Consider the following 19940-nt stretch of genomic DNA (forward strand, 5'->3'; position numbering starts at 1 on the left):
AGGCTGGCTAGCACCGCGACGCGGCGGCGTACAGGGGCTGCGGAGCGGCGCTACTCGGCGGCCAGCAGAACCGGCGCCACGTCGTCCTGCTCGCGGCTGGCCTCGTGCACCATCCGGCGGATGGCGGTGACGCATTTGCCGCATTGGGGGGAGCAGCCGAGCCCGGCATAGACCTGACCCGCATTCTTCGCCCCGGCATCCACGGCACACCGGACCTGGGTGTCGTTCAGGGCGTTGCAGATGCAGATATACATGCGTCGGCGGGCTCCGGTGTGGTCCGCCGGATTTAGATGAGATTGCGAATGAGTGTCAATAGGCGCTCTATCCTGCCCGCGATGCCGCCCGTGCGGCGCGAAGGCGCAGCGCGGTGAGGATGGCGAAGAATGGCCCGCCGATCGCGGCGCCGATCAGGATATAGGGGAACAGCCCGAACCAGGCCGCCGGCGCGAACAGGTAGAGGGCGTCGTCGAAGTCGAAGCCGAGGATGCCGACATAGGCCTTGGTCTCGACTGCCCCCGCCGCCTCCAGCTTCGCCGACAGGATCGACGCCGCCAGCACCCCGGCGCTGGCCAGTAGGCCCAGCAGCGGCCCGGCCTCGCCCAGCCAGCTGGTGCGCAGGCCGATGCCGATCGCCAGGAACATCAGCGCGTTGACCGAGAGGTCGCAGATCGTGTCGTAGAGATGACCGAAGGGCGAGGAGCTGTTGCCGAGCCGCGCCAGCTCGCCATCCGCCCGGTCCAGCAGGCAGGAGACCAGCCAGATCACCCCGCCCCAGACGGTCCAGCTCTCGTCGCCGACGGCGAAGGCGGCGCAGCTGGCCAGGCCGGTGATGAGGCGCGCCGTGGTCAGGTGGTTCGGCGTGACCCGGGTGCCGACCAGGGGCCGGACCATCATCCGGGTCAGGCGATGGGTCCAGGAGGTGTGGGGCTGGGTGTAGATCGACATCAGGAGGCTTGCTCGCGTGCGATATCCGGCGCCCGCAGCAGGCGCCGGCCTTCGATGAGGTACCAGATCAGGAGCGCCGGCGCATGCAGCAGCAGCTCGCGGATGCGCTTGACCAGCGCCACCGACAAGGCGAGTTCCGGCGGCAGGCCGAACATCACGCCCAGCGCCAGGATGCTGCCGTCCTGGATGCCGAGCGCGCCCGGCACCAGGAAGGCCGCGGTGCGGACGGCCTGGCCGATGCTCTCCATCACCAGCGCCTCGGCGAAGCCGATATCGGCGCCCAGCACATGCAGCGCCAGCCAGACCTCGCCGGCGCCGCACACCCAGGAGGCGAGATGCAGGGCAGCCGCCCGGGCCATGGCGCCGCGGTCGCGATAGATCGCCAGCACCGTGTCGTGCAGGCCGGAGAGCGAGTTCAGCGCCGGCCAGTCGAACTCCCGGGCGATGCGGCCCAGCAGCTTTTCGAACAGCCGGAACATGCCCCAGCGCTGCGCCAGGATGAAGCCGAGGCCCATCAGCACGGCGATGCCGAGGCCGATCGCGGCCCAGCCCAGCGCGTCGCCGCCGCCGATCGCGATCAGCACCACCAGGCCGATGGCGAAGAACAGGATCTGGGTCAGGAATTCCAGGGTCAGGTCGACCAGCATGCCGGCGCCGGCCGGCAGCGTGCCGGCCCCGTGCAGCGCCAGCACCCGGGCGCCCAGCACATTGCCGCCAACCTGGGCTACCGGCAGCACGGCATTGGCCGATTCCCGCACCAGCCGCGCCCACAGGAAGATGCCGGGCCCGGCCGGCCACAGCGGCCGCATCGCCTCGCGCCACCCCAGCGCCGAGCAACCCATCGCCAGAAAATGTGAGGCGACCACCAGCAGGATGCCGCCGCTGGCGCCGAGCAGCAGCTTGAGCACCGCATCGGCGTTCTGTGCGGCGACCAGCCAGATGATGGCGCACAGCCCGGCCAGCCCGACCACGGCCGTGACAATCCTGATCGCAGGCCGGTTCATGCGCGCCCCCGCCCCGGAGCGCATGGCCTCTCCCGCCTGGCGAGAGAGGTCCTTTCACCGAGCCTTTCCCTCACCGTCATTGCGAGGAGGCGAAGCCGACGAAGCAATCCAGGGGTCAGCGCGAACCGGCCCCTGGATTGCTTCGCTGCGCTCGCAATGACGGTGTTCAGAATCCCGAAAGGTCCAGCAAGCGGAACAGGCCGCGCAAAGGCCAGGCGGGCTTCGAAGGGTGATGTCACGATGCGGCGCCGGTCCTGACGGGCGGAAAACGATCTTGGATCGGCATGCCTGGAGGGCTCCTGACGGGCGCGCGGATTAACACCGCCGGGCCGCTGCCTGTCAATTGGACGCTGCCCCGCCGCGGGCTCCGGCGGACGGCCGCTTCGGCTCAGATTCGTTCAAACATCAGACTATTTAGCCCCGGAGGTTCCAAAATGCTGGCCTCAACCGCCCGCGCTGGATATGGTGCGGGCAAAGTTTGCGCAGTGGAGGAAACATGGCTGGCGTTACGCTCCGTGGCATTCGTAAGTCGTTCGGCGATCTCGAGATCATCAAAGGCGTCGATCTCGACATCCGCGACCGCGAATTCGTCGTGTTTGTCGGCCCGTCGGGCTGCGGCAAGTCGACCCTGCTGCGGCTGATCGCCGGCCTCGAGGACATCTCCGCCGGCGACCTTGCCATCGACGGCCAGCGGGTCAACGACCTGCCCCCGGCCGAGCGCGGCATCGCCATGGTGTTCCAGAGCTACGCGCTGTACCCCCACATGACGGTCTACGAGAACATGGCCTTCGGCCTGAAGCTCGCCAAGACCAGCAAGGCCGAGATCGAGCGCAAGGTCGGCGACGCCGCCCGCATCCTGCAGCTCGAGCACCTGCTGAAGCGCAAGCCGAAGGAGCTGTCGGGCGGCCAGCGCCAGCGCGTCGCCATCGGTCGCGCCATCGTGCGCAACCCCAAGGTGTTCCTGTTCGACGAGCCGCTGTCGAACCTCGACGCGGCCCTGCGCGTGCAGATGCGGATCGAGATCGCCCGCCTGCACAACGACCTGAACGCGACGATGGTCTACGTCACCCACGACCAGGTCGAGGCGATGACGCTGGCCGACAAGATCGTGGTGCTGAGCGCCGGCCGGATCGAGCAGGTCGGGTCGCCGCTCGAGCTGTACCACCACCCGGACAACTTGTTCGTCGCCGGCTTCATCGGCAGCCCGAAGATGAACTTCATCGAGACCGGGGTCACCGCGGCCAACGGCGCCACCGCGACGGTGAGCCTGCCGGGCGGCGGCGCGGTCACCGTGCCGGTGCAGCCGGGCCGGGCCAAGGTGGGCGACAAGGTCACGCTCGGCGTGCGGCCGGAGCACATGAACGAGCACGGCACCGGCGCCGCCACCATCCCCGGCCAGGTGCTGGTGGTCGAGCGGCTGGGCGGCGAGACCTATCTCTACGTCAAGACCGAGGTCGGCATGCTGACGGTGCAGGCCGGCGGCGACAGCCGGGTCAAGACCAACGACCAGATCCAGATCGGCTTCTCGGCCGACACCTGCCACCTGTTCGATGCCCAGGGCCAGGCCCTGCAGCGGGCGGAGCGGCACCCGATGGCCGATATCGGCCGCGAACCGGCGATGGCCCACTGACGTGCTGACGGCCAGGGTCCTCAAGATCCTGGCCACAGCCGGCGTTGCGCTGTTCTTCACGCTGGTCGCCTTCGGCAACCTGACCGATTACGGCTCCAACTTCGCCTTCGTCCGCCATGTGCTGGCGATGGACACGACCTTCCGATCGCCCGCCCTGATGTGGCGGGCGATTGACGTTCCATGGGCCGCGCATCTGGCCTATGCCCTGATCATCGCCTGGCAGGTCGCCACGGCGATCATGTGCTGGATCGGCGCACTGCGCATGGCGATGCGCTGGGACGCGCCCGCCGCGGTCTTCGCCCGGGCCAAGTCGCCGGCGCTGGCCGGGGTCGGCATGGCCTTCCTGCTCTACGCCTTCGGCTTCGTCGCCATCGGCGGCGAATGGTTCGCCATGTGGCAGTCCAAGGAATGGAACGGCCAGGCGCCCGCCCATCTGTTCCTGACCATCGCCGGCATCGTCCTCCTGTTCCTGAACCAGCGGGACGAGGAACTGCCCTACGATCTGACGGACTGAATTGTGAGAGTCAGCCTCTCGTTCCATGTAAGACAAAGGCGCTTCTAGTCCGTCATGCGAGAATGGAATATTTCTTGCGCCATGCATTCGCATGTAGCATCTTGTGCCAAACCAAAATTGGTTTTCAGTCAATAAAATTGCACCGCCTCGCATAACTGTCATTCAGATTCTTCACAACATATCAGACACATTCCGGCTGTATCATGCTCCGCCGAAATGACATTTGACTTACACCCCGGAGATAAACATCGCCTGCGAACTACCTTACTATTTTTATTGCAAACAAAGCAGTACAAATATTCTGAATTCGGTTCTTTTGTTTTCAATTGAGCGAATGCCGGGACCTGATCTCTCTGATACTTTCTATCAACCTCATCAAGACAAATTGGGCAGATATAAGAACGAACCCTTCTATCGAATGCAAAATATTTCTTTACATCTTTAGGCGCAAGCGCACCGATTGCCATATCGATATCCTCTAGAGCACTCCCGTAGCTAAAATCCCTTCCATAAATCAGAGATGAATATTTATCTTTCTTGTAATGATCTAAAACCCTATTTGCCCACATTTTATCGGAAAACAATTCATTATTTATCTTAAGTATATGCAATAATATCTCTTTTGGTTCTATTAATTTGTTTCCTGGTGCGGAATGCATTATTTTATTTCTCTGCCTTCTGATCTCATCTGAAAACCGGTTAAAGTCACCATTTAGAGGAGAATCACAAACCACATTGTGCAATCTAAATAGATCTGTCGCGTCTACAGTTCTAAAATCCGAAAATAGGATATCATTTCCAGGTTTTATTTTCAAGCTCTCTCTATTATCGCGTACGATCAACAAATATGGGCTTACAGAGGCGATTCTTCCCTTGATCGATAACTCGATCGATTGCTGAACCAACGTCAAGCAATTACCCAAGGACGGCTGCATACGGCGCATTTGTGAATTGCGCTCCTCATGGAGTTCGTCGAGAAATTGCCCTCCATCATCGGGAAAACTGTCTATTTCTTGATTAATTGCACTTAAGCGATTAATTGGCCCTAGTACAATCTGCCAAGCTAAAAGCAGAAGATTCAAACTAGCATCCGCAAAATCTTCAGCAGTAGGAATTTCAATAATCATTATCACCCCTCATAATATACGAATATTTTTTTGATTTCATATATCGCTACCACCCATCACCTCCATCTGACCCAACGCCAATTTCGGACGATTCCGGGATAGATATGAAAATTACGGAATTTCTGCACGCCCCAACTTCGGCTCGCCAGATCAGAGCATCCTACCCACGATCTTATAGACAAGATATCATCGTCCGCCTTTTGTCAGATCATTAACACATATCGGTGCTTCTCTTTATGGTCGCAGGATCAAGCACCTTCCTCACAATCAGATAAGCTAGCTCGCAGTGGTCGCTGACCGCTAGCGGAGAGAACGGCTGCGCGATACGGCGGCAACGTTCTCTCCCCGGTATAGAGTTTCGCTTGTTGCCCCTTTGACCGTTCGCCGTGATCGGGTACAGGTTCTTGACGCGTTCGCAGCATCGATGCGGTCCATGAGTCTGTTCCTTTCCCGACACGGCGTGACATCGCCCTCCCCGGCGCGGCATGAGCGATGACCATCCCTTGCCCGCGGCGGGGCCGGAGCCGGTCGCGCTGAAGCTGGCGGACGAGCACATCGGCGATGTGGTCGATCCGTCGATCAGCCTGAACGCGCTGCGCCTGGAGGACCTGCCGATCATCGCCCGCTGGCTGGACCGGCCGCATGTGATGCGCTGGTGGGGCGACCCGGAGGAGGAGCTGTCGCAGATCGCCGCCCATCTGGTCGAGCCGAACATCGCGCCGTTCCTGGCGTGCGAGGGCAGTCGGCCGATCGGGTACATGCATGTCTATCATGCCAATCCCGACGCCTTCTGGGCCGCGCATGAGCTGCCGCAGCAGACCTTCGGCATCGACCTGTTCCTGGGCGAGACCGATGTCATCGGCCGCGGCATGGGCACCCGGTTGATCAAGCTCATTCTGCGCCGCCTGCTGGCGTTGCCGGAGACGGCGCGGATCCAGGTCGACCCGGCCCCGGCCAACGCCGCCGCAATCCGCGCCTATGAGAAGGCCGGGTTCCAGCGCCGCGGCCCGATCGACACGCCGGACGGCGCCGCCCTGTACATGACCATCGACCGCGAGGGCTGAACCGGCATGCCGGATCTGGGCGACGTCGTCGGCGGCATCGCCGACGCCATGGCGCGGGAGCGGCATCGCGGCGACGTCGCGACCTATATCCCGGAGCTGGCGAAGGTCGATCCCGGCCAGTTCGGCATCGCCGTGGCCACCCTAGACGACGGCGTCCATGTCGCCGGCGACGCCGAGGTGCCGTTCTCGATCCAGAGCGTCAGCAAGGTCTTCACCCTGACCCTGGCGCTGGGCGCCGTCGGCGACGCACTGTGGCGCCGGGTCGGGCGCGAGCCGTCAGGGAACGCCTTCAACTCGATCGTCCAGCTCGAGCACGAGCAGGGCGTGCCGCGCAACCCGTTCATCAATGCCGGTGCGCTGGTGGTGACCGACGTCGTCCTGGCCGGGCATCAGCCGCGCGAGGCGATCGGGTCGATCCTGCGCTTCATCCGCTGGCTGGCCGATGACGAGGGCATCGTCATCGACGAGAAGGTGGCGCGGTCCGAGGCTGGCACCGCCTACCGCAACCAGGCGCTGGCCGCCTACATGAAGTCCTTCGGCAACCTGGCTCACCCGGTGGAGCTGACGCTGGGCGTCTATGTCCACCAATGCGCCATCGCCATGACCTGCCGGCAGCTGGCCACCGCGGGGCGCTTCCTGGCCGATGGTGGCGGGCGGCTGTCGACCGGGCACCGCGTGGTGTCGCCCGAGCGGGCGCGGCGGATCAACGCCCTGATGCTGACCTGCGGCCATTACGACGGCTCCGGCGACTTCGCCTTCCGCGTCGGCCTGCCGGGCAAGAGCGGCGTCGGCGGGGGCATCCTGGCGATCGTGCCGGGCCGCGCCTCGGTCGCCGTCTGGTCGCCCGGGCTGAACCAGCACGGCAACTCCCTGCTCGGCACCCTGGCGCTGGAGCGGCTCGCGAAAGCCATGGGCTGGTCCGTGTTCGGGCCGTGAGGCGCCATGGCCCGGCGCCTTCCCTCCCTGCCCGCCTTGCGCGCCTTCGAGGCCGCCGGCCGGCACTTAAGCTTCCGCCGCGCCGCCGCGGAGCTGCTGGTGACGCCGAGCGCGATCAGCCACCAGGTGCAGCGGCTGGAGCAGGAGCTCGGCACCGCCCTGTTCATCCGCAGGACCCGCGCCATCGCCCTGACCCCGGCCGGCGAGCGCTATCTCGACGGGGTGCGCCGCGCCTTCGACCTGCTGGCGGAGGAGACGCGCGTGGCGCGGGCGCCGGAGCGGGCGGTGCTGCGGGTCAGCCTGCTCGCCTCCTTCGCCACCCATTGGCTGGTGCCGCGCCTCGGCCGCTTCGCCGCCACCCATCCGGAGATCGAGCTGCGGCTGGAGCCGTCCAACGCCCTGGTCGATGTGAAGAATGGCGAGGCGGACCTGGCGATCCGCTACGGCACCGGCGGCTGGCCGGAGGTCGAGGCGACGCTGCTGCTGGCCGACCGCATCGCCCCGGTGGTCAGCCCGGCGCTGCTGCAGCACGGTTCGCCGATCGAGAAACCAGCCGACCTGCTGCGGCATACCCTGCTGCTGTCCTATGCACGCGAGCCGATCGAATGGCCGGCCTGGTCGGCGGCGCATGGCTTCGACCTGGCCCGCGCCCGCACCCTGATGCTGCACGACTACAACATCGTGCTGGAGGCGGCTTTGGCCGGCCAGGGCGTGGCCATGGGCCGGCACGCGCTGATCGGCGAGAAGCTGCGCGGCGGCGCGCTGGTCGAGCCGCTGGGCGGCCCGCCCTTCGCCCCGCCCGGCCTCGGCTATTGGCTGGTGACCCGGCCCGGCCCCCTGCCCCCGCCCGTCGACCGCCTTCCTCGACTGGATTCGCGGCGAGGCGGCAGGGGGCCGCGTAAACGAATGGCGCCTATGCCGCGGGCGGCGCTGGCACGCCTCGCTGCGCTGGGGCATCGTGCCCGCCGCCCCGTACCATGATGGATGATCCGATGCTGATGCAGCGAAGCTACGCCGCCTTCCTGTTCGACATGGACGGCACGCTGATCGACAGCATCGCCTCGGCCGTCCGCGTCTGGACCCGCTGGGCCGAGCGGCACGGGCTCGACGCCGCCGCGGTGGTCGAGACCATGCATGGCGTGCGCGCGGTCGAGACCATCCGCCGCTGGGGCATCCCGGAGGCGGAGGTGGCGCGCGAGGCCGCGGAGCTGACCCAGGCCGAGATCGACGATGTCGACGGCGTGGTCGCCATCGCCGGGGTGCAGCGGTTCCTGCAGGCCCTGCCGCCGGACCGCTGGGCTATCGTCACCTCGGCGCCGCGCGATCTCGCGGCCAAGCGCCTCGCCGCCGCCGGCCTGATCCCGCCCGCCGTGCTGGTCACCGCCGAGGATGTCGTCCGCGGCAAGCCGGCGCCGGACGGCTTCCTGGCCGCGGCCAGGCGGCTGGGCGCCGACCCCGAGGACTGCCTGGTGTGGGAGGATGCGCCGGCCGGCATCGCCGCGGCCGAGGCGTCCGGCGCGACCGTCATGGTCGTCGGCGCCACCCATCACCGCCCGATGGCGACGCGCCACCCGGTGATCGCCGACTACGAAGACCTGACGGTCACGGTCAACGGCTCCGGCCGGTTGGTGCTCGGCCTGCAGGTGACCTAGAGTCACTCATAGCGCGAAAACTTCGCGTTCGTCGGCCGGGCCGGCGGCGGCTAGCATCCGGGCTTCCGACACCGAGGATCCCGACCATGCCGAAGACCATCGCCGAAGCCGTCGCCGCCCTGGGGCATGAGCTGCCCGCCGCCCCAGCCCCGGCCGCCAACTACGTGCCCTATGTCCAGGCCGGCACCCTGCTGTTCATCTCCGGCCAGATCTCGCAGGACCGCAACGGCCCGGCCTGGCTCGGCCATCTCGGCGACACCGTCTCGCTGGAGGACGGGCAGAAGGCGGCGCAGGCCTGCGCCTTGGCCATCCTGGCCCAGGTGGCGGCCGCGACCGGCGGCGAGCTCGCCCGCATCCGCCGCGTGGTCAAGCTCGGCGTCTTCGTCGCCTCGGCCCCCGGCTTCACCCAGCAGCCGCAGGTCGGCAACGGCGCCTCGGACCTGATCGCCGCGGTGTTCGGCGACAAGGGCAAGCACGCCCGCGCCGCCGTCGGCGTCGCCGCCCTGCCGCGCGGCGTCTCGGTCGAGGTCGAGGCGATCGTCGAGCTCGAGGGCTGACCATGGACCTGGCACGGCTGCGGGCGGAGACGCCCGGCATCGACCGGGTGCTGCATTTCAACCATGCCGGCAGCTCGCTGCCGCCGCAGCCGGTGCTGGACACGGTGCTGGCCCATCTGCAGCGCGAGGCGGTGTCCGGCCCGATCGAGGCCGGGCAGGCCGCCGCGCCGGCGCTGGAGGAGGCCCGCGCCGACGCCGCGGCCTTGATCGGCGCCACGCCGGCCGAGATCGCCTTCACCGGCAGCGCCACCCAGGGCTGGGGGCTGGCCTTCGCCGGCCTTGTTTCATCAGGTCAGGCGCTGAAGGCCGGCGACCGCATCCTGGTCGCCCGGCAGGAATGGGGCGGCAACCTGACCACCATGCAGCGCGCCGCCGCCCGCACCGGCGCGGTGATCGAGGCGATCCCCTGCGACGACACCGGCCGCGCCTCGCCCGAGGCGCTGGCCGCGATGATCGACGACCGGGTGAGGCTGGTGTCGCTGACCTGGATCGGCGCCAATGGCGGGCTGATCAATCCGGCGGCGGAGATCGGCCGGGTCGCCCGCGCCGCCGGCGTCCCCTACTACATCGATGCCTCGCAGGCGATCGGTCAGCTGCCGATCGACGTCGCCGCGCTGGGCTGCGACGTGCTGATCGCGCCCGGCCGCAAGCATCTGCGCGGGCCGCGCGGCACCGGTCTGCTCTATGTCCGGCGGGATTTCCTCGACCGGCTCGACCCGCCCTATCACGACGCCCGCACCGCAGCCTGGACACCAGAGGGCGCGCGGCTGCAGGACGGCGCCCTGCGCTTCGAGGCCGGCGACTTCCCGATGGCGCTGCGGCTCGGCCTCGGCACCGCGATCCGCTATGCCGGCGCCATCGGCATCGACGCCATCCGTGCCCGGCTTGACGGGCTGGCGCAGGGGCTGCGCGCCCGGCTGGCGGCGGTCTCCGGCGTCACCCTGCATGACCGCGGGGTCGAGCAGGCCGCGCTGGTCTCCTTCGCGGTGGAGGGGGTGGAACCCTCGGCGCTGCGCCGGCGCCTGGCGGCGGACGGGATCACCATCGCGGTCAACGGCGTGATGTACACGCCGCTCGACATGACCGCCCGCGGCCTGGGCGACATCTGCCGCGCCGCCGTCTCCTACCTACACACGGAGGCGGAGCTGGACCGGCTGGCAGAGGCGGTGGCGGCGGCCCGCTCCTAGCAAGATCCCTTCACAACTCCCGTCTCTCGCAGTCATTGCGAGGAGGCGAAGCCGACGAAGCAATCCAGGGGCCGATGCGAGCGGCCCTGGATTGCTTCGCTGCGCTCGCAATGACGGTATCTGAAAAGATCTCTCCTACCGTCCATGCCGCCGCGGCTTGGCCTTGATCTGCAGCTCGGCCTGCTTGTCGGCGGCCCGGGCAATCTCGCGGAAGGCCTGGTCGCGGCCGGGCCAGTATTGCTGCGGCCAGGACTGGGTCTTGACGCCGTACCAGGCCTCGGCCTGGCGGACGAAGGTCGGGTTCCACAGATGCGGCCGGCCCAGCGCCACCAGGTCGGCGCGGCGGGTGTGCAGGATGGTGTTGATCTGCCCCGGCTCGGTGATCGCGCCCACCGCCATGGTCGCCAGCTTCGGCACGTTGCGGATCGCCTCGGCGAACTGCACCTGGAACATTCGGCCATAGACCGGCTTCTGGTCCGGCACGGTCTGGCCGGCCGAGACGTCGATCAGGTCGCAGCCGGCGTCGCGGAAGGCCTCGGCGATGGCGAAGACGTCGTCCTCGCCGATGCCGCCCTCCGCCCAGTCGGAGGCGGAGATGCGCACCGACATCGGCCGGTCCTCGGGCCAGACTGCCCGCATCGCCCGGAACACCTCCAGCGGATAGCGCAGCCGGTTCTCCACCGCCCCGCCGTATTCGTCCGTCCGCCGGTTGGTCAGCGGCGACAGGAACGACGCCAGCAGGTAGCCATGGGCGCAGTGCAGCTCGAGATGGTCGAAGCCGGCCCGGGCGGCGCGCCCGGTGGCCTGCACGAAATCGGCCTTGATCCGATCCATCTCCGCCCGGTCGATCTCCCGCGGCACCGGGCTGATGCCCTCGATCCAGGGCACCGCTGACGCTGAGACCACCGGCCAGTTGTCCGCCGGCTCGGCGATCGGGTGGTCGGCCTTCTGCCAGCCCAGCTGGGTCGACCCCTTGCGGCCGGAATGTCCGAGCTGCATGGCGATCTTCGTGTCGCCATGGGCGTGCACGAAATCGACCACCCGCTTCCACTGCGCCTCATGCGCGTCGGTCCACAGGCCGGGGCAGCCGAGGGTGATGCGGGCGTCCGGCGACGGACAGGTCATCTCCACGAACATCAGCCCCATGCCGCCGAGGGCGTGCGAGGCGTAGTGGACGAAATGCCAGTCGGTCAGGTTGCCGTCGCGGTCGGCGGAATACTGCGCCATCGGCGACATCACCACCCGGCTCGCCAGTTCCATGCCGCGCAGCCGGAAGCGGGTGAACATCGGCGTCGGCCGGCTGGCGCGATAGTCGTCGCCGGTCTCGCGCCACAGCCGCTCGTAGAAGGCGTCGTCGGCGCGGCGCACGAAATCCGGGTCGCGGATCCTGAGATTGTCGTAGGTGATCGACTTGGCCCGGCACATCACCACCATGGCGAACTGCATCGGGTCCATGTCGAAGGACCGGTTCATGTGCTCGAACCAGGCCAGCGACACGTCGGCGTTGTGCTGGGTCACCTGGCACGGCGTGCGGCGGGCCTTGTCATAGGCGGCGAAGGCCGTCTCGACGCTGGTTTCGCCATGCGCCACCACCGCGTCCGACAGGGCGATGGCGCATTCCATCGCCAGCTTGGTGCCGGAGCCGATCGAGAAATGCGCCGAGGCCTTGGCGTCGCCCAGCAGCACGATGTTCCGGTGCCACCAGCGCTCGCAGAAGATCCGTGGGAAGCGCCGCCACATCGACCGGTTCAGCAGCAGCGGGTGGCCCTGCAGCTCCTCGGCGAAGATCGCGGCCAGCTTGGTCCGCGAGCCCTCCTCGTCGGCCTCGGTGAAGCCGTGGCCCTGCCAGCAGGCCTCGTCCATCTCGAACACCCAGGTCGACCGGCCGCCCTTTTGCTGATTGGGGCCTTCTCCGCCGGCCTCGTACTGGTAGGTGTGGGCGCAGATCACGCCGTGCTCGGTCTGGCGGAAGAAGTAGTTGAACTCGCCCATCGGCCGGGTCGAGCCCATCCAGCAGAAGCGGTTGGCCTTGACCGAGACCTCCGGCCGGAAGGCATCGCGGAAATGCTCGCGGATCGCCGAGTTGATGCCGTCGGCCGCGACGATGATGTCGGACTCCGCGAAGCGCTCGTCCAGCGCCGCCGGGTCGATCCGGTCGGAGAAGGACAGCTCGACCCCGACCTCGCGGCAGCGCTGCTGCAGGATCTGCAGCAGCGTCATCCGCGAGGTGCCGCAGAAGCCGTTGCCGGCGCAGCGGATCTCCTCGCCCTTGTAGTGGATGGCGACGTCGTCCCAATAGGCGAAGCGGTCGCGGATCCGCTCATAGGACTCCGGGTCGCGGGACAGGAACTCGTCCAGCGTGTCGTCGGAGAAGACGACGCCGAAGCCGAAGGTGTCGTCGGCGCGGTTCTGCTCCACCACCGCGACCTGCCAGTCCGGCCGCGCCTTCCTGGTCAGCAGGGCGAAGTACAGGCCGCCCGGACCGCCGCCGATGACCGTGATCCGCATCCCGTCCGTCTCCCGTCTCGGGCCGGCCATGCGATCCCCGACCCTGCTCGTGAGAGTACGGCGAATTACTTTAGGCTTAAAGCATTTTCTGCCGACGATTGCCAAGGCCGCCGGGATCGCCTTCACTTCCCGGCGGCACCATCGGGGAGGACAGCGCGATGCCCATCACCGGCCGATGCTTCTGCGGCGCCGTGCGCTTCAGCTTCGACCAGCCGCCCATCGTCGCGCGCGCCTGCTGGTGCCGGGACTGCCAGTACCTCGCCACCGGCAACGCCTCGATCGGCGTGATCTTCCGCACCGCGGGCTTCACCGTCACCGGCGCGACCGGCGAGTATCTGAGCCGGGCCGACAGCGGCGCCACGATGCGCCGCCGCTTCTGCCCGACCTGCGGCACGCCGCTGTTCAGCGAGGCGCTGGGCGAGCCCGACTACATGGTGGTGCGGGCCGGCGCCCTGGACGACCGCGAGATCGCCCGGCCGGAGAGCGTGATCTGGACCGCATCGGCCCCGAGCTGGGGGCATGTCGACCCGACCCTGCCGGCCAGCCCGGGCCAGCCGGGGCCGGTGGCGGGGTAGCGCTCCGGCGTCGCGGCGGCAGTGTGCAGATCGGGTCCAGGAAGCTCCCTTACTCGACATGCCGGGCGAGCGGAAGCGAGGCGCCGACATCTGCGGTCTGCCGCGACATGGGATCCGCGAGCAAGCATTTTATGCATCACGATTGGCACGCGCCGGAAAGGACCGCCCCTATCGGAACGGCCCTGTTCGCTCACCGGTTCAGAGATGAAAGTCGCCGGCCGTCAGGGGCGGCGATCCAGCGAAGTGAATCTGGAAATCGGCCACGCCGTCGCCATTGACGTCGGCCAGGACGTTGGTCTGGCCGCCGCCAGTCACGATCCGCAGCTCGCCGGCATTGTGGGTGAAAGCGGCCGTGCCGATGAAGGCGAACGCCTGGTTGCCGATGACGCCAGTGTCGGCATCGACCGCCGACAGGTCGATCTTGTCCCCTTCGGCTGAGGAGAAATCGGTGACCAGGTCGGCCTTAGCGCCGATGCCGCTGTCGCCCAGGGCGGAGAAAACGAAGCGGTCCGCCCCGGCGCCGCCGTAGAGCGTGTCCTGCCCGGCGCCGCCATCGATGACGTCGTTGCCGTCGCCGCCGAACACTTGGTCGCCGCCGTCGAGACCCAACAACCTGTCGTTGCCGATCCAACCCGACACAATGTTGTTGCCGGCATCTCCCGACAGGATGTCGTCGAAGCGGCTGCCGATCAGGTTCTCTATGCCGCTGTAGGTGTCACCGGCGGCGTCGCCGGTGTTGCAGGACGGATCAGCCAGACTCGCCGTCACGCCTGAGATGTAGGCGTTATCGTAATAGGCGCCGTCCCGGCCTGCACCTCCGACCAGGACATCGGCTCCGGCGCCACCCACGAGCCGGTCATCACCGTCACCGCCGTCGAGCCTGTCGGCACCGGCTTCCCCGTACAGCGCATCACTTCCAGTGCCGCCGGACAGGACATCATTGCCCCCTTCGCCCGAGAGCAGATTGTCGCCGGCATCACCGGTCAGATGGTCGGCGAAGGCGCTGCCGCGCAGCCGCTCGATGTTGGTCAGCTCATCGCCAAAGGCATCGCCGCCGCTCGCGGTCCCGGCGGAAAGGTCAATCGAGACCCCGCCGCAAGACTGGAAATAATCGGCGATATCGACGCCGCTGCCACCATCGAGATGATCGGCGCCGCGCCCGCCGTTCAAGGTGTCGTTTCCGTCTTGTCCAAACAACACGTCATTGCCTGAGCCGCCATTGAGGAGGTCGACTCCATTGCCGGCGACGATGATGTCGTTGCCGGAATTTCCATAGAGCTGATCATCGCCATTGGTGGCGCATGGGATATCGCAGAAGCCATGAGGGATCTGTGTTCCGTCATGACGGACATGGATCACGTCGCTCCGTCTGGAGCCGTATATAGTGGACACTTGAACGATACTCCGCTCATTCGAGGATGAACGAACCGCCCTGGCTGCAATGCAGGTTCTGCATTGCCACACGTGCCTTGAGACACTTGGGAATGATATTAGATAGATATTTACTGAAATGCATTTTGAATAAGTGCATTTTTTTAGATAATTAAATTTCAAATTCCCACTCGAGTTGTGGCTTTTTGTCTTCTCGACGACCCCGACTGGACGCGCCGGCAGAAGGACGCCCGATGATGCGGGGCAGTTGCCCGCGCTCCTACGCACAGCCGGCAATCACATTACGCCTGCACGCCTCGCGATGACGAAGCTCATCTGCAAGGCCATCGGCGTGATATTCGGGATGGAGACTGGAAAGCTATCTCAGCGAGATAGTGGCGCGCCCGAGAAGATTCGAACTCCTAACCTTCTGATCCGTAGTTCGAAGCCGGCCCAGCCATATCAAGCATTTCAAGCAGTTAGACGCGATAGAGGCGCGCTGCCTGCATGACAAAACCCTGACAGTGCCACATCCCTGCGAGGGACTAATGTCGACCAGTGAAGCTATCGAAGCGCGCAACTTAGCGATGGCGGCCGCCTACCTCGACGGAGGATCGGTCTCCCAGGTCGCAAAGCAGTTCCACCTGTCTTACGCCTACGTCCACGCCCTCCTCAAACGGCTCGACGTTCTCAATCACCCGGATCGGAAAGCAGCGACCCCCGCGCGGAAGGCATTCGCGGAGCGCCGGCCCTTGTCAAATTTCCACAGCACGATAGGTGCCCGATTAGGGTACTATCGCGTTCAGGTAAAGGGCCTCGAATATGCGACTCTCTCGCAACTCACCGGGATTCCTGCTATGCGGTTATCTGCGGCCGAGAACGGGATCGTCGATCTCACCATCTCTGATCTAGTCAAGCTCTCCAAGATCTTGGAGTTCAAGCTTGAAGATATAATGTTACCACTGGGCGAGAGGACCGTATGTCCAAAAGCAGCATGACAGAAAAATACTTCCGGCTCTCTTCAGCCTGGAGACGTTTCCGTGATGAACGATTCCGAGAAGGGTTGAAAAGTCTTTTGAAACTGGACCCAGCGGAGCCCCTGCGATCTCGTATCACCGCCGCGATCGAGTCATGAACTACATGTCGAAACAGACCGTATCCTACTATGGCGTCCATTGGGACCCCGAGGGGATAGCCTTCCTCGAGCAGGGGAAGGTCGGCGGGAATGCGATCGGGTGGCGAAAGCCGAGCCCGTTCCAGGTACAACTCCCGACGAAAGGTCATCACTGCAACCACCAGATCCCCCTGCAGGCGCCGATCCCGAACCTCACCCACACGGCGTTCTTCGACTCCATCCTCGACGACCCGCTCGTCCGGGTCATGCTGCCGATCCCGAAGACCGATACAGGGGTCTACTTCGTCGCCGAGACCGATCCCAACATGGTCGAACTGCTGGTAATGCTGTCGACGATGTCGAGCCCGATCTTCAACGTCGTGAGCCCGATGTGGTCGATCGACCCGAAGGTGTGGGTGAAGCGGCTCTACAACAGCAACATCCAGCCCCAGGTGCTGCACGGCGTCCGTCCGGCCGACACGGACAAGATGGTCGACCTGGCTCAGGCCGCGGCTACCTCTCCGTCGAAGTTGATCTTCTCCGGATCCGAGGACGTCGTGGTCCCGCGGGCGGCGAAGCGAATCACTACCCGCGTGATCCCGAGCAACAGGGACTTCAACGAGATCCTGGCCCTTCCCTGGGAGAGCTTGGGCGCCTATGTGCTGAGGAAGTACATGCGCAGGGAACTCGAACTATGAAGTTCATATGAAGTACGGTTGAAATGCCGCCCTCTGGGCGGCATTTTCATTTCGAGGCGACCATCCCTGAGAGGGACAAATGCAAATCGAGCGAGGGACGCTCCGCGACTATCAGGTCGCGGACCTCTGTTTTTACATGCAGGAGGAGAAGAAGGGGAACCTGTCAGACCCAGGGACGGGTAAAACCCCCTCCGTCTGCGCCTACCTTTGGTATCTCTGGTCCGAATTTGGCATCCGGTCCATGTGGCCGCAGCCGAAAAGCCTGCTCGAAAAGAACTACTGGGAGTTGTTGAAGTTCTCCGAGTTCGAGCCGGACGACATCGTCATCTTTGATGGAAACCCAAAGCAGCGCGCCGAGCTGATGGCCAAGCCGTACAAGGTCTGGCTTATGGGCTTCACCCGGTTCGCGGATGACTGGGCCAACCTCATGGCGGCCCACCCCGGGTTCGATTGCGTCGCGGTCGACGAATTCCACATGGGCTTCGGGGGGTGGAAGAGCAAGCGGACCCAGCAGCTGGTGACCGCTTGCCGGCGGATGAAGCACTTCCTGCCCATGACCGGCACCCTGGTAGACGGTCGCCTCGACAGCGTCTACCCGGCGGTCCACATCATCGAGCCGCTCTACTACGCGAGCTATGAGGCCTTCCTCTACCAGCACGAGGTGAAGGACTGGAACGGCAAGCGGATCGGCTGGACCGGGCACGAGAAGATCTCGGCCATCCTCGGCCGCCACTGCATCCGCCGGACCTTCGAGATGGTTTATGGCAAGCAGGAGGTGGTCACCCATGTCGAGCGCGTCGCGATGTCTCCGAAGCAGCGGGAGCTGTACAAGGAGATGGAGAAGAACGCGCTGATCGAGCTCGAGGACGCGTTCCTCGAAGCGGGCTTCCCGGGCACTCACGTCATCCGTCTCCGTCAGCTGATGGAGCATCCGGAGGCGATGCCCCACCCTGTCACCGGCGATCCGGTGGACCTGATGAACGGCGAGGTGAACGGCAAGGACGAGCGCCTGTTGATCCACCTGACCGACCACTGGAACAGCGGCAAGCCGCTGATCATCTTCGGCTCCCTGGTGAAGTCCCTCGAGCGCATGGCCAAGCTGGCCGAGTCCGTCGGGCTCCGGACTGGCCTGATCCATGGTGGTGTCTCCGCGGCGAAGCGCGCTGTCATCGACGAGCAGTTCCGAAACGGCGAGCTCGACGTGGTTGTATGTTCCCCTGCCACCGCTGCGGTCGGCTTCAACTGGGGCCACGTCGATCACATCATCTTCGCCTCGATCGACTACAAGGACACCAACTACGTGCAAGCTCGGGGCCGCGCTATCCGAGGCAAGCGCGAGAAGCCGCTCCGAGTGACGGTGCTCGAATACGAGAAGAGCATCGATCAACGCATCTTCCAGATTGTCGAGCAGAAGTCGAAGGACGCGAAGCTCGTCGACCCCACCCGCGAGCAACTCCAGCTCGCGAGTTAGTCGGTTGATATCTACTTCTCAGATTACTTCTGGGAAACGGAGGGAGACCGACTATATTGGCCATCGTACCTGAGTGGTACTGATGCAATGTGAACCCTGAACAAAGGATATATCTATGGATATCAATGCTTCGATCGCCGCTGCCAAGGCCGCGGCTGGTGCTGCCGGTGCTGCTGCCGCCAACGTTCCGGCTGCAGTCGTCCACAACACCGGGGTCCCGGCGATGCCCGGCCGGCGCATGGGTCTCGACGACTTCCTGAACTCCGGCGGCCCGGCGGTCGACGGTTGGATCAAGATCGGCGAGTCCGGCATCTCGTTCGGCAACAACCTGACCCGCTTCAGCGGTCTGCGGTTCCGCCTGCAGGTCGCCGAGATCCGGTACTTCCAGGTGGTGTCGTTCGGCAACCCGGCGCAGTACCTGAAGACCGCCGACGGCGTGACCTGCGTCGAGGGCGGTTCGTGGGAGCAGGCCCTGGCCCGCGCCGGCGGCAAGCGCCCGTACGAGTCGGCCGAGCTCGTCTTCGAGCTGCTCGAGGATGCGGTCGACCCGAAGAGCAAGCAGGTGATCGCCGCGTCCGGCACCCGCTGGGGCTACTCGACGCCGTACAACGCGTCGCAGAAGTTCAAGAAGCTGCTGAGCGAGATCCACGCCCTCGGCATCGACCCGCGCACCGCGGACGTCGAGCTGAAGCTGGACGGCGAGCCGAAGGCCCGGAACGGCAACCAGTGGAAGGAGATCGTCTTCGAACTGGTCGGGCCGTACGCGGTCACGATCAACTAAGACGACGGGGCGGGCTTCGGCCCGCCCCTCTTCTTTCATCCCTGCGCGGGACCAATGCCGTGTTCACGATCTACGACATGAACAACCATAGCCGGCGCAACTTCGAGCGCGGGCAGTCGGTCTCCACCATCTATCACATGATTAACCAGGATCCGAACCCGGTCATCCTGGTGTGGGATGGCCCCTTCGGCAATCAGCAGCGTCGCCGCTTGTTTCCCGGTTACAAGGGAAAGCGGAAGGGCATGATGGAGGACATGCGGGCGAGCCAGGAGCTCCTTCGGGAACTGCTGAAGCTGACCCGCCACACCACCATTCTGGTCCCCGAATTCGAAGCCGACGACGTGATCGCGGCGATCGTCCGACAGCTCGGATCCGAGCCTGTCCACATCCGCAGCAACGACATGGACTTCGCCCAGTTTCCCAACGTGAAACTGGACCGTGAGAAGATCCCCTGCGAACCCGAGTGGGTGCGCCTCTACAAGGTGACTGTCGGTGACGACAGTGACAGCATCCCAGGCATCAAGGGGTTCGGTGAGGGCAGCTGGCCCAAGCTCGACAAGCCAGGGTTCCAGGCTTTTCTCAATGGCCTCGGCAATGCTCCGGCTCTGGATGGTCTGGGGTTCTCCAAAGCTCAGCTGAGCTGGCTCGAGGAGCCTGAGAACCTCGAACTAATCCGGACCTTCTACCAGATCGTCGGCTTCCTCGACGTCCCCTCCGACCTGATCTCGAAGGGTACCACACCTGGTCGCCCCAACCCGGCGGCCGCCAACGAGATCCTCCGCCAATACCTACTCCCGTGAGGAGCA

At 65.4% G+C, this 19940-nt stretch carries 20 protein-coding genes; 14 read left to right on the top strand and 6 right to left on the bottom strand.

Annotation, left to right across the window (positions count from 1 at the left end):
* Positions 1–50 precede the first annotated feature (50 nt).
* The 3 genes from P409_RS00070 to P409_RS00080 form a co-directional block, all read right to left on the bottom strand.
* Positions 51–254: a (2Fe-2S)-binding protein gene (locus P409_RS00070; protein ID WP_034830353.1), complete on the bottom strand. Its 204-nt coding sequence runs from the start codon at positions 252–254 to the stop codon at positions 51–53.
* A 67-nt stretch (positions 255–321) separates the two neighbouring features.
* Complete coding sequence (locus P409_RS00075; RefSeq protein ID WP_052119843.1) at positions 322–945, bottom strand: CDP-alcohol phosphatidyltransferase family protein; 624 nt, start codon at positions 943–945, stop codon at positions 322–324.
* Complete coding sequence (locus tag P409_RS00080) at positions 945–1949, bottom strand: lysylphosphatidylglycerol synthase domain-containing protein (RefSeq protein WP_052119844.1); 1005 nt, start codon at positions 1947–1949, stop codon at positions 945–947. Before P409_RS00080 ends, P409_RS00075 begins: the two co-directional genes overlap by 1 nt.
* Before the next feature lie 496 nt (positions 1950–2445).
* Here P409_RS00080 and P409_RS00085 point away from each other — a divergent pair, with 496 nt between their 5' ends.
* Both P409_RS00085 and P409_RS00090 read left to right on the top strand, forming a co-directional pair.
* Positions 2446–3579, top strand: coding sequence for an ABC transporter ATP-binding protein (locus tag P409_RS00085; protein WP_034830357.1), 1134 nt, complete (start codon positions 2446–2448; stop codon positions 3577–3579).
* 1 nt (position 3580) lies between these two features.
* The gene (locus P409_RS00090) at positions 3581–4093 is read left to right on the top strand and encodes a DUF2165 family protein (RefSeq protein WP_238578559.1); all 513 of its coding nucleotides are present in this window, start codon (positions 3581–3583) and stop codon (positions 4091–4093) included.
* Positions 4094–4251: 158 nt separating this feature from the next.
* Here the strand turns inward: P409_RS00090 and P409_RS37600 are convergent, their stop codons facing one another.
* Entirely contained in the window at positions 4252–5220 is a 969-nt protein-coding gene (locus P409_RS37600) for a hypothetical protein (RefSeq protein WP_152613150.1), read from the bottom strand.
* Between the two features lie 485 nt (positions 5221–5705).
* Between P409_RS37600 and P409_RS00095 the strand changes: the two genes are divergently transcribed.
* The 6 genes from P409_RS00095 (at position 5706) to P409_RS00120 (ending at position 10616) form a co-directional block, all read left to right on the top strand.
* On the top strand, positions 5706–6284 hold the full coding sequence (locus P409_RS00095; RefSeq protein WP_052119845.1) for a GNAT family N-acetyltransferase: 579 nt from the start codon (positions 5706–5708) through the stop codon (positions 6282–6284).
* 6 nt (positions 6285–6290) lie between these two features.
* A complete protein-coding gene (locus P409_RS00100; RefSeq protein ID WP_034830361.1) occupies positions 6291–7220 on the top strand; it encodes a glutaminase in 930 nt (309 codons plus the stop codon).
* A gap of 6 nt (positions 7221–7226) precedes the next feature.
* Complete coding sequence (locus tag P409_RS00105; RefSeq protein ID WP_152613151.1) at positions 7227–8201, top strand: LysR substrate-binding domain-containing protein; 975 nt, start codon at positions 7227–7229, stop codon at positions 8199–8201.
* 11 nt (positions 8202–8212) lie between these two features.
* A complete protein-coding gene (locus P409_RS00110) occupies positions 8213–8872 on the top strand; it encodes an HAD-IA family hydrolase (RefSeq protein WP_034830363.1) in 660 nt (219 codons plus the stop codon).
* 86 nt (positions 8873–8958) lie between these two features.
* Positions 8959–9429, top strand: a complete 471-nt coding sequence (locus P409_RS00115; protein WP_034830366.1) for a RidA family protein — start codon at positions 8959–8961, stop codon at positions 9427–9429.
* 2 nt (positions 9430–9431) lie between these two features.
* Positions 9432–10616 (top strand): aminotransferase class V-fold PLP-dependent enzyme, encoded by a 1185-nt coding sequence (locus P409_RS00120; protein WP_034830368.1) that lies wholly within the window; start codon positions 9432–9434, stop codon positions 10614–10616.
* A gap of 135 nt (positions 10617–10751) precedes the next feature.
* Here the strand turns inward: P409_RS00120 and P409_RS00125 are convergent, their stop codons facing one another.
* Positions 10752–13124 (bottom strand): oxidoreductase, encoded by a 2373-nt coding sequence (locus P409_RS00125; RefSeq protein ID WP_034830371.1) that lies wholly within the window; start codon positions 13122–13124, stop codon positions 10752–10754.
* Between the two features lie 158 nt (positions 13125–13282).
* Between P409_RS00125 and P409_RS00130 the strand changes: the two genes are divergently transcribed.
* Positions 13283–13699, top strand: coding sequence for a GFA family protein (locus P409_RS00130; protein WP_034830375.1), 417 nt, complete (start codon positions 13283–13285; stop codon positions 13697–13699).
* Between the two features lie 198 nt (positions 13700–13897).
* Here the strand turns inward: P409_RS00130 and P409_RS00135 are convergent, their stop codons facing one another.
* Entirely contained in the window at positions 13898–15058 is a 1161-nt protein-coding gene (locus P409_RS00135) for a calcium-binding protein (protein ID WP_161790307.1), read from the bottom strand.
* A gap of 560 nt (positions 15059–15618) precedes the next feature.
* Between P409_RS00135 and P409_RS37605 the strand changes: the two genes are divergently transcribed.
* The 5 genes from P409_RS37605 to P409_RS00155 all read left to right on the top strand — a co-directional run bounded on the left by P409_RS37605 (position 15619) and on the right by P409_RS00155 (position 19934).
* A complete protein-coding gene (locus P409_RS37605) occupies positions 15619–16068 on the top strand; it encodes a helix-turn-helix domain-containing protein (RefSeq protein ID WP_152613152.1) in 450 nt (149 codons plus the stop codon).
* Positions 16069–16201: 133 nt separating this feature from the next.
* A complete protein-coding gene (locus P409_RS00140; protein ID WP_034830379.1) occupies positions 16202–16882 on the top strand; it encodes a hypothetical protein in 681 nt (226 codons plus the stop codon).
* Positions 16883–16961: 79 nt separating this feature from the next.
* Entirely contained in the window at positions 16962–18353 is a 1392-nt protein-coding gene (locus P409_RS00145; RefSeq protein ID WP_081991048.1) for a helicase-related protein, read from the top strand.
* A 115-nt stretch (positions 18354–18468) separates the two neighbouring features.
* Entirely contained in the window at positions 18469–19134 is a 666-nt protein-coding gene (locus P409_RS00150; protein ID WP_152613153.1) for a hypothetical protein, read from the top strand.
* A gap of 59 nt (positions 19135–19193) precedes the next feature.
* Positions 19194–19934, top strand: a complete 741-nt coding sequence (locus P409_RS00155; RefSeq protein WP_034830393.1) for a hypothetical protein — start codon at positions 19194–19196, stop codon at positions 19932–19934.
* Positions 19935–19940: the final 6 nt, after the last annotated feature.

The organism is Inquilinus limosus MP06, assembly GCF_000767795.1.
In the GTDB taxonomy this organism is placed as follows: Bacteria; Pseudomonadota; Alphaproteobacteria; order DSM-16000; family Inquilinaceae; genus Inquilinus; species Inquilinus limosus_E.

What these genes read in the sequence shown, in the direction of transcription:
- P409_RS00120 (WP_034830368.1), top strand. Translation starts at nt 9,432, where the DNA reads ATGGACCTGGCACGGCTGCGGGCGGAGACGCCCGGCATCGACCGGGTG.
- P409_RS00080 (WP_052119844.1), bottom strand. Translation starts at nt 1,949, where the DNA reads ATGAACCGGCCTGCGATCAGGATTGTCACGGCCGTGGTCGGGCTGGCC.
- P409_RS00145 (WP_081991048.1), top strand. Translation starts at nt 16,962, where the DNA reads ATGCAAATCGAGCGAGGGACGCTCCGCGACTATCAGGTCGCGGACCTC.
- P409_RS37600 (WP_152613150.1), bottom strand. Translation starts at nt 5,220, where the DNA reads ATGATTATTGAAATTCCTACTGCTGAAGATTTTGCGGATGCTAGTTTG.
- P409_RS00150 (WP_152613153.1), top strand. Translation starts at nt 18,469, where the DNA reads ATGGATATCAATGCTTCGATCGCCGCTGCCAAGGCCGCGGCTGGTGCT.
- P409_RS00085 (WP_034830357.1), top strand. Translation starts at nt 2,446, where the DNA reads ATGGCTGGCGTTACGCTCCGTGGCATTCGTAAGTCGTTCGGCGATCTC.
- P409_RS00115 (WP_034830366.1), top strand. Translation starts at nt 8,959, where the DNA reads ATGCCGAAGACCATCGCCGAAGCCGTCGCCGCCCTGGGGCATGAGCTG.
- P409_RS00110 (WP_034830363.1), top strand. Translation starts at nt 8,213, where the DNA reads ATGCTGATGCAGCGAAGCTACGCCGCCTTCCTGTTCGACATGGACGGC.
- P409_RS00095 (WP_052119845.1), top strand. Translation starts at nt 5,706, where the DNA reads ATGAGCGATGACCATCCCTTGCCCGCGGCGGGGCCGGAGCCGGTCGCG.
- P409_RS00125 (WP_034830371.1), bottom strand. Translation starts at nt 13,124, where the DNA reads ATGCGGATCACGGTCATCGGCGGCGGTCCGGGCGGCCTGTACTTCGCC.
- P409_RS00130 (WP_034830375.1), top strand. Translation starts at nt 13,283, where the DNA reads ATGCCCATCACCGGCCGATGCTTCTGCGGCGCCGTGCGCTTCAGCTTC.
- P409_RS37605 (WP_152613152.1), top strand. Translation starts at nt 15,619, where the DNA reads ATGTCGACCAGTGAAGCTATCGAAGCGCGCAACTTAGCGATGGCGGCC.
- P409_RS00100 (WP_034830361.1), top strand. Translation starts at nt 6,291, where the DNA reads ATGCCGGATCTGGGCGACGTCGTCGGCGGCATCGCCGACGCCATGGCG.
- P409_RS00070 (WP_034830353.1), bottom strand. Translation starts at nt 254, where the DNA reads ATGTATATCTGCATCTGCAACGCCCTGAACGACACCCAGGTCCGGTGT.
- P409_RS00105 (WP_152613151.1), top strand. Translation starts at nt 7,227, where the DNA reads ATGGCCCGGCGCCTTCCCTCCCTGCCCGCCTTGCGCGCCTTCGAGGCC.
- P409_RS00075 (WP_052119843.1), bottom strand. Translation starts at nt 945, where the DNA reads ATGTCGATCTACACCCAGCCCCACACCTCCTGGACCCATCGCCTGACC.
- P409_RS00140 (WP_034830379.1), top strand. Translation starts at nt 16,202, where the DNA reads ATGAACTACATGTCGAAACAGACCGTATCCTACTATGGCGTCCATTGG.